Source organism: Neobacillus drentensis (assembly GCF_036962765.1).
GTDB lineage: Bacteria > Bacillota > Bacilli > Bacillales > Cytobacillaceae > Neobacillus > Neobacillus drentensis_C.
In genome coordinates this window covers 1-11,283 of the sequence record NZ_JBALOS010000014.1, presented here as the reverse complement: position 1 = coordinate 11,283, position 11,283 = coordinate 1, and the positions used below count along the sequence as shown (strand labels likewise).

Sequence of the window (11,283 nt, the reverse complement as noted above, 5' to 3'; positions counted from 1 at the left end):
CTTACAGGTGGTGAAATTGGAAGCATCCACATAAATAACTTGATACCCTATTTATTATCGTTAAGCATCTATTTTGCAATAAATGTACTGCTTATTGGAATCTATTTTATTCTTGCTGAGGCAGAAAGCTTAGTCAATGTCTTTAAGGATATTATAAAAGAGACCATTGCCACTTATTTTAGTACACTTATGCTTTCATTAGTACTTGTCATTTTAATGAATAAGGAAGAAACATTGGGTCTTTCTCTTTTCACCTGTATTGCCTTTCTATTGTCTTTAGCATTTAAACAGCATTTTAACTTATTTAAAGAGATTTCTGAAAAGGCTAACAAAGATTTCCTGACTGGCCTTAACAACCACGGGTACTTCAAAGAAATCTTGGAAAAAGAAGTAACGGCCGCAAAGGAAAATGATCAGCCATTATGTGTGGTCATCCTCGACATTGATGATTTTAAAAAATACAACGATCTCTACGGTCATATTCAAGGGGACCATCTCCTTCAAGAATTTGGTGCCCTGTTGAAAACCAGTTCTGATGCGGCAAACTTTATCGTTGCCCGCTATGGCGGCGAAGAGTTTTCAATCATCATGCCCAATACTAACCGCAAGACCGCTTATTCGTTCATGAATGAATTGCGGAAGAAGGTAAATGACACCTACTATAAAGGGGTCGAAGGTCTCCCTTATGGCTGCTTGTCCTTTTCATCTGGGATTGCCGAATGTGAAAAAGAGACCTACAATATTTCTGAACTTCTCAACAAAGCGGACCAAGCCATGTATGCAGCCAAAAACCAAGGGAAAAATCTTGTTCAAATTTATAATGGGCTTTCAGAATACTCCGTACAACAATCTCTTTCCCTTGAAAAAGAGTTGGAGGAATCAGAGTTTCAGTTAAAAATCTTCCTCTCTAAGGATGTTTATACCTATCGCCATAGCAAACGTGTCTACCAATATGCGGTGGATTTCTCACGGGTGTTGAACTTAAGTGTCCATGAACGAAAAACGCTGATTCTCGGAGCACTTGTCCATGACATTGGAAAAATTGAAATCCCACGCGAGATATTAAATAAAAAAGGAAAGCTCGAGCCTCATGAATGGGAAATAATGAAAAAGCACGTAACCTTTGGTAAGGATATCATTTCAACGAATAAGAAATTAGAAGATCTGATTCCTCTCGTAGAACTCCACCACGAACGGTATGATGGAAACGGCTATCCATATGGGTTAGCCGGAAAATCGATCCCAAAACTAGCTCGAATTCTCTGTGTGATCGATTCCTTTGACGCAATGACAACAGAGCGGCCTTATCAAAAAACAAAAACCTTCCAAGAAGGCATAGCTGAATTGCGCCACTGCTCTGGAAAACAATTCGACCCTCAATTCATCGAACCGTTTATCGCCATGATCATGGAGTATGATAACACCGGGGAAGAATGGAAGAATGAGGTCGCCGCAACTACCGCATTTTAGGAAAATGACCTGAGCCAGGCTAAACGCCTGGCTTTTTTGCTTATTGTAGGGTGTGGAATGATGGGAAGTAGCTAATATGATCATAGGAAGTCCGCGCCTAATACAGTTTGGCGGAAGACACAAACCACAGACCTGGAAAATACCGATATCCAAGCCCAATCAACTCAAAAAAGGTAACTTAAAAGAGGGTTGGCGGAAAGGTGACGGGGGTTGTGGGCTGGAGACGTTCTCCGATAGACAAAACTCCCCTTACTAACCAGAAAAATGTCCTTCGGCTCCCTTCCGATGGACAAAACTCTCCTCGAAACCTAGTAAACTCTTTTTCGGCCGGTTCTTGAGCAGCGGGCACCGATCCACCGATCCACCCTAAATCTATGTTATGATGTAAAAAAATAAATAAAGGAGTGGACAGCGTGATTCAGTATGAATGCCTCCACCACGTTAGCCTTACGGTTACTGATTTAGAACAAGCCAAACACTTTTACAGCAACATCCTAGGTCTAAAAGAAATCGAACGCCCGAATTTTGATTTTCCTGGTGCCTGGTATGAAGTCGGAGGACAACAGCTCCATCTCATCGTCCTCCCTACATCACAGACCATTCGCCAAGACAAGCGCCTGAGCAGCCGCGAAGGTCATTATGCCCTCCGCGTGAAAGATTACCACGCTACCCTGAAATGGTTGAAAAGTAAGGATATCGAACTATTAGAAAAACCCAATGGCGCAAGCGGCTTTGCCCAAATCTTCTGTGCCGACCCCGATGGGAACCTAATCGAACTAAACGTCGACCAAAAAGACCTGTAACAAAGCGAAAAATCTCCTTTTTTAAAAAGGAACCCTGGTTAGCCGCTGAACTAGACCTTGTGCCCCTACCCTTTTTGTGAACAGCTGAAATAGATAGAGGAGAAGTGCCTAAAACACTTCTCCCCATATTTATTCAACAAAAATAATAATCCCCACTACCACCATCAACAAAGAAAGTAAATAAACCAAGTCTTTCGCTACTATTTTAGGTGTTTGATAATAAGATCTCTCCCTTGTACCCGTAAATCCACGCGCTTCCATTGCTATAGCAATTCGTTCTGATTTTCTTATTCCTTGAGTAAACAGTGGCAAAGAGTACCTCATAAAAGCTTTCCACCCATTTTTTTGCTTGTAACCTCTGACTTTATGAGCTATCTTCATTTGAGTGAGTTCCGATTGGAAGAGTGGGATAAAGCGGAACCCCGCTAATAGCCCGTACGCCCATTTTGGTGAAAGTTTACATTGATGAATTAAACTCATGATAAACAAAGTGATGTCGGTGGTGGATGTGAATAACAATCCATACGTGACAAACGCCAACATCCGTAATGCGATCGTTAAGCCATGATTCATGCTCTCCACCGTAATATGGAACCAGGCCCATTTCCAAACCGTCTCTTCTCCATCTCCAAAAGCGGCCATCATCCAAAATATCAGAATAAAAAAACCTACATACGGCAGAAGCCTTTTTAAAAGGTAGGAAATCCTCCATCCTCCTATAAGAGTTCCAATTAAAACAGCCAGGAACCAGATCCAAAAAGTCACCTTTGGATTGGAAATCGTCATTAAAAGAAACATCACGATCAAGTGAGATAACAGCTTACACGAAGGATTGAGGGTAGCCAGGAAAGAATCGTTAGCCTTCATACCAAAACCCCCTCCATACGTTCATGAAGCAACTGATAATGGAGCGGCGGAATTAACGCACTTTCACGGCACAGACTGGGATCAGAAAATAATCCATACGGGCTCCCCTGATAGGTCACTCTTCCCTTGTTGAAGAGAAGGACATGATCCGAAAAACGATCGACTAAATCCATATCGTGGGTTACCATGACAATCGTGGTGCCCTGTGCCTGCCTCTCCTTTAAGCGCTGAATCAGTTCATTTGCTGTTTTTTCATCTTGACCAAATGTGGGTTCATCCAGCAATAGTAATGCTTGATCAAACAACAACATCGTCGCAACACTTAACCTTCGTTTTTGTCCTAAACTTAGTGTAAACGGGTGCGCATCTTGATACGATTCCAATCCAAACTCCTCTAACAATTGCATGGTTTTGGTATGAATCAGCTCTTCAGGCCAATTACGCTGCCGGCCGCCAAAGGCAACTTCCTCAAATACCGTATTGGTAATGAATTGATGTTCTGGATTTTGAAAAACAAAGCCTGCTTTTTCATATAATTCCCGGTCAGGCCATTTCTTTAATTCCTTATCTTGAAAGAAAATTTTCCCTTTTTTATACGGCACCAACCGGATTAGACTTTTTAAAAAGGTACTTTTCCCGCTTCCATTTTCTCCAACGACGGAAATCCACTGACCCTGATGGATGTTTATAGTAATCTCGCGGGCGATCGTTTTTTTTCCATAGCCAATGTCAACCTGTTCAGTGCGGAGTATTACTCCTCCTTCATTGATTGGTTTCGTTTTAATCCTATTAGATAGTTTAATAGCTAGCGGGTGCGAAGGATTGCGCACAACCTCCGTCCACGTTTCTGGAAATATCTTAGGACGCCAAATCCCCGCTGCTTTCATTTCATTCGTAAATTTCTGAAGGATCTCTTTCGGTCCCCCATCCCCAATAATACATCCATGCTTATTAAGGATAATGACTCGATCCATCCATTCGATGCAGCCGTCTAGTACATGTTCGACCACTACCATCGTCTGGTTCGTCGTTTTGGCTAAATGATTCAATAAACCAAAGATCTCCTTCCTGCCAGCAGGGTCGAGTTGGGCTGTTGGTTCATCAAAGAATAGCACTTCTGGTTCTAATGCCAGTAAACACGCTAACGCCAATCGTTGTTTCATCCCACCGGACAGAGTTTCAATCGGGGTTTTTTTATCAACATTTAGCCCAACTTTATCCATCAAATCCGCAATCATAGGGTCCATCTCATGTCGCGGAATCGATCGGTTTTCGAGACTAAATGCAATTTCTTCATCGACATGAAGCATGCAAAATTGAGAATCAGGATCTTGAAACATAACTCCGGCATCTTTCCTGGAGAATACTTCACCACTTACCTCTGCCTCCAAATGCTCAGGGATAATACCTGCAAGAGCGGAAATCAAAGTAGATTTCCCACTCCCGCTAGGTCCTAGTATTAATACCTTCTCCCCTTTATTGATTGACAAAGTAATACTACTGAGTATGTTTTCAGAGCGATTATAAAAGCGAACCGAAAGATCCTTACATCCCAGAAACATTTCCATTTACGTTTTCCCTTTTCCTTTTTTCCTTCATCATTTCATATTGTTCTAAAACACCTGTTTTTGCGAGTGCGTCCACAACTACCTTCGCTAACCAACCACCGAGAATCATTCCGCTTATGACATGAATTCCTAATGTAACAAAAAATACTTCCTTCGTGTAATAACCAAAACCGTTGGCGATTAAGTTATAGATCATGCTTCCAAGCGCGGCAAAAGCCCCAGATAGCATTAAGGTAAATAAATTGTAGCGTTTATATCCGAATATTGCGAAGGCGATTTCTGAACCAATCCCTTGAAAGACACCTATTAAAAGGGCCGACAGACCAAAATGACTTCCGGTTAACAACTCTACTGCGGCCGCTGCAACCTCTGCAATAAGCGCAGCTCCCGGTTTTCGGATAATATACGCGACAATCGGACTAGCAATCACCCAAATGCCAAACATAAAACCTGCACCTACCGGCCCGACTAGAGCCGAAATCGGAATCCACAGCGTTGACCAGCCTAAATAGATCACTCCGCATGCCACCGATAAAATCACAGCAAGAACGACTTCTTTCATCTTCCATGTCATCATCGCACTGCCTCCATTTTCACAGGCCATTCTTCGAGTTTATAGGCCATATCCCAAAACATATATTCAAGCTGACAGCTGATGATGAAATGCTCCTTCATCTTTTCCTTTTCCCGCTCTGGTGCGGTCTTGGCCCATTCATCAATCCGGGCACAAAATTTCGGGGTAATCGAATCGGCCCGATTTCCATAAAAATGAATCCACTCATAAAAGGGATGAGACGGATCGGGATTCACTTCCGTTAATAACCTTTTCCCAATTTCCCAATACGTCCACGGACACGGTAATAACACCGCTATAATTTCTCCCAATGTTCCTTCATGCGCAACGGTAAGCATATGACGCGTGTAATGAAGGGCAGAGGGCGATAACGGATATCCCTGTAATCCCTCAAAGGGAACACCAGCTACTTCACAAAAATTATGATGAGGATGGGTTTCACTGTTTAAAATAAAAGAAATCTGCTTATTAAACATCGCCATATCTTCGCGATTCTCACACTTAGAAACTGCGATGCCATAGATACGAGTAAAGGAATTTAAATATTCAAAGTCCTGTTTAACATAATGAATCAATTGTTCCTTTTTTAGCTCCCCATTCGCGATACCTCGGACAAACGGATGCTCAAAAATGGCCTCAAAAATCGGATCTGCTTCTTTTCTTAGTTCTGCTGAAAAACTCATATCTTTCTCCCCCTTATTGGTTTTATGGGAAGACACTAAAAGGAGCGACTGAATTTTCAAACACGAAAAAACCGCCCCAAAAATGGAGCGGCAGAATAATAGTATCTATCCATACACAGACTCCACTTTCCTACGCTAGTATGAACTAGATCAGGTTCAAAGGGTCCAAGATACTTCTTGTCTCAGCCTCAAATGGCTCCCCTAGTGGTCTTCCTATAAATTTAATCTTCACTCTACACCCGCTGGATAATGATGTCAATCAATTTACACCTTGGCTGTAAAAATAAACCGAACGAACTATAAGTACAGGAATAAAGACTCATTGGGCTCGTGCAGCTATACTTGCTTCGAAAGCGCCTCCTGTTCTAATCTACAAATCAACTTGTAGTATCCCAATAAGATTAAGAGGAGAAAAGGATTAATCATGACCGAATGATACAGCCTCCACCAACCGTAATGGAAATATCCCCAAGGCTCTGGTAACAACGTCAAAACCTCATAAATCACGATTACAACGTTCCAAGCTAAAAAAAATAAAATTTGTTTCGTGAATGAACTTTTTAAAGGATACACATTTAAAAAAATGACATTAACAGGCGGGACTAAACATAAATACACCGGCAGCGACTCCCAATCAACACCCTTGTTAAAGTACCAGTACCCCTGGTATTTCAAACTGACAAATAAATCAAACACCAATTGAAACATACTCGAAAACAACCAAACCTGCAGCATTTCACTCTTCGATAGTCGTTTTCTTACCTTTAATAAAATTCCGTTAATAATGATGACAGCTACAATAATCCCAACCATGTAATTGACTCCCTCAGGTATGAATAAATATAAAATTTACATTTATTGTAAAAAGTATACCTGCACAACTTAAAATATGGAAATTAATTTCCAAATAAAATCCAGCAAATGTTTCGGAAAATATGTTGTAAGTGTCCGAAAATAGGAAGACTCCTTTAAAAAGGAACCCATCTTAGGCCGCTGAACTGGCCTGTGCCGAAACGTAAAAAAGGAGAAGTGCGCTATTACTTCTCCGATCCCATTAAAAACTTAAACACAGCAATTTCTTCCAGATATTACACATAGGATGCGTGACATTTGACCTATATTTGGACAGGAGCCTGCTTTTTTCCTCTACTCTTGTCCGAATGTGCCCCTCATTCAGACAGAATCTTGCTTTTTTATCCATCATCCATCAGAAAGGGACCGTAATTTGAGATGTGTTAGTAATGAACAACCAAAAAATATCCTCCATTACCATTTAAAAACTAAAAGGAGTTTTACAGCCTACCCCCAGAATCTTTAATTGATTATCTAAGTTTTTAGGTGGTAGTCAATTTTTGTCGAATAATCTATTCGCCATATGAGGTAACATTTAGCATCGCTTCCGTTCAACGTTTCAGTCAATTTTTTTAAGATAATATGAATCTATTAAAATAGAACGATACTACCCTATAGGAGGAGTCTAAGTGAATCGAGTTTTTAGATGGATTGTAAGATCATTGTTTTCCCCCGTCACTGGAAGTTCAGGCGCAGTGGCAAGTACACTTGGTTTTTTTCTGGGATTTTTACCGTTAGATAGTGTAAGACTTCCATTGTTGCTTGTTCTTTCACTTTTGTTGCGTTTGAATATCATCGCCTTATTCCTTGGAACCTTGATTCCGATTTTTATTCCAAAGATGAATCATTTACCCGTCCTGGATTTAAGTCGTTTAGAAGATTTCTGGTTCATTTCGACCCTAAAATCTAAAATACATCTTTCACAAACCACGGCATCAGCGGCCCTAGGAGGATTCATTGGTCTTGTCTGCTATTTTTTCTTCCACTGGTTTTACAATTTAGGGCTGAAAAAGAGGGAAGGAAATCAAGAACATGTTTTTCTTGATACCGCCAAAAGACGCTGGTCCATTATAAAACGAATGAGTGTAGGCTTTACTGTATTCATTATTTTAGTATCAACAATTTTTATTGAAAGCCTTAATACGAACCCAGAATTTCCTGAGCTACAATTGAAAAATAGCGAAGCAAAGAGCGGAATCGAGCCGATTAATAAAACCTTCAGCGAAGAACAGCTCGCTGCGCAGGTGCAAAAAACGAATTCTTCCCCTCTTATTCCAAAAAATATCGGGCAATTGAACAAAAAACAAGAAGTTTATGGTTTTTACGTCAATTGGGACAAAAACAGCCACACTTCTTTTAAAAAGAATATCGATTCTATTACAACATTAGTACCGGAGTGGCTGCAGCTTACACATGGTCTTACCTTAAAAACCAGCACGGACAAGTCTATTATTGCTGAGGCCAAAGCCCATAATATAAAGATTCTCCCATTAGTGAATAACTTTAATAATAATAAATGGGATGGCGAAGTTCTTCACCGCTTATTTATTACTCCCGGTGCTGAAGATCTTTTTATTAAAAAGCTCTTGGAATATGTAAGAACCAATGACTTTGACGGAATCAATATAGACTTTGAAGAAATCAATCCAAATGACAAAGACCATTTCACTGATTTTATGGATAAAGTGTATGAAGCATTTCATCCACATGGTCTCATGGTCACAATGGATGTTCCACCGAAGAATAATAGTTTTAACTATCCTGCTCTAGCAACTAACGTTGATCGGATGTTTGTCATGCTATATGACCAGCACCACTCGATTAGTAAACCTGGACCTGTGGCTCCATCTGATTGGGTAAAAGAAAACTTAAACCAGCTCAATATTCCTTCTGAAAAATTGATTGTGAGTTTAGGAAGCTACGGTTATGACTGGGAAGAAAACTCCAGCCAGCCCGGTAAAACCATGACGTTCGGAGATATCATGGATTTAGGAATTGGAACCAACCTCCAAATTCATTGGAATAAACAAATAGGTAATCCTTATTTACGGTACAAAAGAAACGGAAAAAACCATACGGTTTGGTTTTTAGATGCGGCTACATTTTATAATCAAATGAAGATAGCGATTGATCACGGCTCAAAAGGTATAGCGGTTTGGCGTCTCGGTTCTGAAGATCCTTCGATCTGGAATTACCTGAATAAACCAAAGGAAATAAACGATCCATCCCATGCCCTAAAAACCTTGGTAAGTCCTAATCCTGTTCACTATACAGGTGCTGGCGAGATTTTAAAAATGGCTTCTCAATCACAAAAAGGTAAAAGAACGATTCAATTGGATGCATACGGTATGATTCAAACCGAAACCTATCTTAAATTACCAAAGCCTGTTGAGGTTGTACGGTATGGCAAGCCTAAAACGAAGGAAGTCGTCCTTTCTTTTGATGACGGTCCGGATCGAGCTTATACACCACAAATATTGGACATTTTGGACAAGAATCATGTAAAAGGGACCTTTTTTATCCTTGGAGAGAACGCGATGCAGCATCCAGACCTGGTTAAAAGGATGTATAAAGAAGGCCATGAAATTGGCAACCATACCTTTACCCATCCTAATATAGCATCCATCACACCATTTCAAACGAGAATGGAGCTAAATGCAAATCAGCGTTTATATCAAGAAATTACAGGTCATTCGATGACCCTTTTCCGTCCGCCGTATGTGGCCGATGCGGAACCGAGCACAAGGAACGAACTGGAGCCTATATGGCTAGCACAGGAGATGGGTTATACGACGGTCGCTGAATTAATTGACTCAAATGATTGGCAAGGACTTTCTAGTAATGAAATTGTCAAGCGGGTATTGAATCAGCTGCAAGAAGGAAATATTATTTTGCTGCACGATGCTGGCGGTGACCGCTCTAACACGGTTAAAGCCCTACCAATTATCATTAAAGAACTCAAACAGCGCGGTTACACATTTACCACCATTGGTGATCTGATTGGAAAAAGTGAAAGCCAAATTATGCCTTCTGCTAGTCAGGACAACCCTTATTTGGTCTATGACAAGGCCGTATTTAAGGTCATCCAAGGCTGGCACTTAGGTTTAAGCTTTCTGTTCTACTCAGCGATCGTGATAGGAATTTTGCGCCTGGCTGTCTTCGTTTTCCTATCGAGGAGGCAGGTAAAAAGGTATAAAGAAACCGAGATTGATCCTTCCTTTACACCTTTTGTCAGTGTCGTGATTGCTGCCTATAACGAAGAAAAAGTCATTTGCAAAACAGTAGATTCTATTTTATCGAGCGATTACCCAGCTTTTGAAATACTGATTATTGATGACGGTTCAAAGGATGATACAGCTGTAGTCGTTCAAGAAACGTATGCAAACCATCCACTCGTCAGATTAATCAAAAAACCCAATGGAGGAAAGTCTTCCGCGGTGAATCTTGGTTTTAAAGAAGCAAACGGGGAAATCGTCGTTGCTCTTGACGCTGATACCCTCATCGCTGAAAATGCGATTTTATTGCTGGTTAACCATTTTAAAAATGAGAATGTTGCTGCGGTTTCAGGTAATGTAAAGGTCGGCAATAAGGGGAACCTCCTTACGAACTGGCAGCATATCGAATATGTGACAGGCTTTAACCTAGAGAGAAGGGCCTTTGCAGCCCTCAATTGCATTACCGTTGTACCAGGTGCAATCGGAGCCTGGAGAAAGACAGATGTAGAGGAAGCAGGATATTTTCAAGAGGATACACTGGCAGAGGATACCGATATCACGCTAACTCTTTTACGCCAGGGAAAAACGATTGAATTTGAAGAAAAGGCTTATGCCTATACAGAAGTGCCAGAAGATATTAAAAGTCTGGCAAAACAGCGTTACCGGTGGGTTTATGGTACTTTACAATGCTTATGGAAACATCGTGAGGCTTTATTCAATAAAAAACATAACTCTTTAGGATATATCGCCCTTCCTAATATGTGGCTTTTCCAATATATTTACCAAACCATTTCGCCGATTGCAGATCTATTGTTCATTATCGCCCTTTTTAACCCGCATCCTGAAAAAGCGGCGATTGGATTTATTCTTTTTTACTTGCTGGATTTCTGTACTTCTCTATACGCGTTTCGATTGGAGAAAGAAAGTCCAAAACCACTTGGTTCATTGTTTTTACAACGAATCTTGTATAAACAACTGATGACTTATGTGGTGGTAAAATCGATCTTCTCGGCAATCAAGGGAGTAACCGTTGGTTGGGGTAAACTAAAACGCAAAGGGAATGTAACGCAGGAAACCTCTATTGTGAAGGTGAATGAAAATATGTAATGTAGGTCTTTCCCATATGGGGAAGACCCTTTTTTATACAGAAAAAAAGGGGTGAAATGGGTAGCTAGTAAGTATATTTAGAGACGCACTTTCGATGAAGGACAAAATCTATTAAGCTATCTGTTGAACTGTCCTTCATAACAC

8 protein-coding genes and 1 riboswitch are annotated in these 11,283 nt (G+C 40.7%); of the genes, 3 read left to right on the top strand and 5 right to left on the bottom strand.

Going from position 1 to position 11,283, the window contains the following annotated elements; translation table 11 throughout:
* Together V7137_RS02945 and V7137_RS02940 are read left to right on the top strand one after the other, a co-directional pair.
* Positions 1–1,470 (top strand): bifunctional diguanylate cyclase/phosphohydrolase (locus V7137_RS02945; RefSeq protein ID WP_335696679.1); only part of this gene is annotated, 1,470 nt, incomplete at its 5' end.
* A 413-nt stretch (positions 1,471–1,883) separates the two neighbouring features.
* Complete coding sequence (locus tag V7137_RS02940; RefSeq protein ID WP_335696678.1) at positions 1,884–2,273, top strand: VOC family protein; 390 nt, start codon at positions 1,884–1,886, stop codon at positions 2,271–2,273.
* A 129-nt stretch (positions 2,274–2,402) separates the two neighbouring features.
* Here V7137_RS02940 and V7137_RS02935 read toward each other — a convergent pair whose 3' ends face one another.
* The 5 genes from V7137_RS02935 to V7137_RS02915 all read right to left on the bottom strand — a co-directional run bounded on the left by V7137_RS02935 (position 2,403) and on the right by V7137_RS02915 (position 6,778).
* Positions 2,403–3,140: an energy-coupling factor transporter transmembrane component T family protein gene (locus V7137_RS02935; RefSeq protein ID WP_335696677.1), complete on the bottom strand. Its 738-nt coding sequence runs from the start codon at positions 3,138–3,140 to the stop codon at positions 2,403–2,405.
* Positions 3,137–4,708: an ABC transporter ATP-binding protein gene (locus V7137_RS02930; RefSeq protein ID WP_335696676.1), complete on the bottom strand. Its 1,572-nt coding sequence runs from the start codon at positions 4,706–4,708 to the stop codon at positions 3,137–3,139. The genes V7137_RS02935 and V7137_RS02930 overlap by 4 nt, the downstream gene beginning before the upstream one ends.
* Complete coding sequence (locus V7137_RS02925) at positions 4,686–5,282, bottom strand: ECF transporter S component (RefSeq protein WP_335696680.1); 597 nt, start codon at positions 5,280–5,282, stop codon at positions 4,686–4,688. The genes V7137_RS02930 and V7137_RS02925 overlap by 23 nt, the downstream gene beginning before the upstream one ends.
* Complete coding sequence (gene tenA / locus V7137_RS02920) at positions 5,282–5,965, bottom strand: thiaminase II (protein WP_335696675.1); 684 nt, start codon at positions 5,963–5,965, stop codon at positions 5,282–5,284. Before tenA ends, V7137_RS02925 begins: the two co-directional genes overlap by 1 nt.
* A gap of 110 nt (positions 5,966–6,075) precedes the next feature.
* Positions 6,076–6,178: riboswitch (TPP riboswitch) on the bottom strand.
* 123 nt (positions 6,179–6,301) lie between these two features.
* Positions 6,302–6,778, bottom strand: coding sequence for a hypothetical protein (locus V7137_RS02915; RefSeq protein WP_335696674.1), 477 nt, complete (start codon positions 6,776–6,778; stop codon positions 6,302–6,304).
* 668 nt (positions 6,779–7,446) lie between these two features.
* On the opposite strand from V7137_RS02915, the gene V7137_RS02910 reads away from it, so the two are divergent.
* Entirely contained in the window at positions 7,447–11,139 is a 3,693-nt protein-coding gene (locus tag V7137_RS02910) for a polysaccharide deacetylase family protein (protein ID WP_335696673.1), read from the top strand.
* The last annotated feature ends 144 nt before the right edge of the window (positions 11,140–11,283 follow it).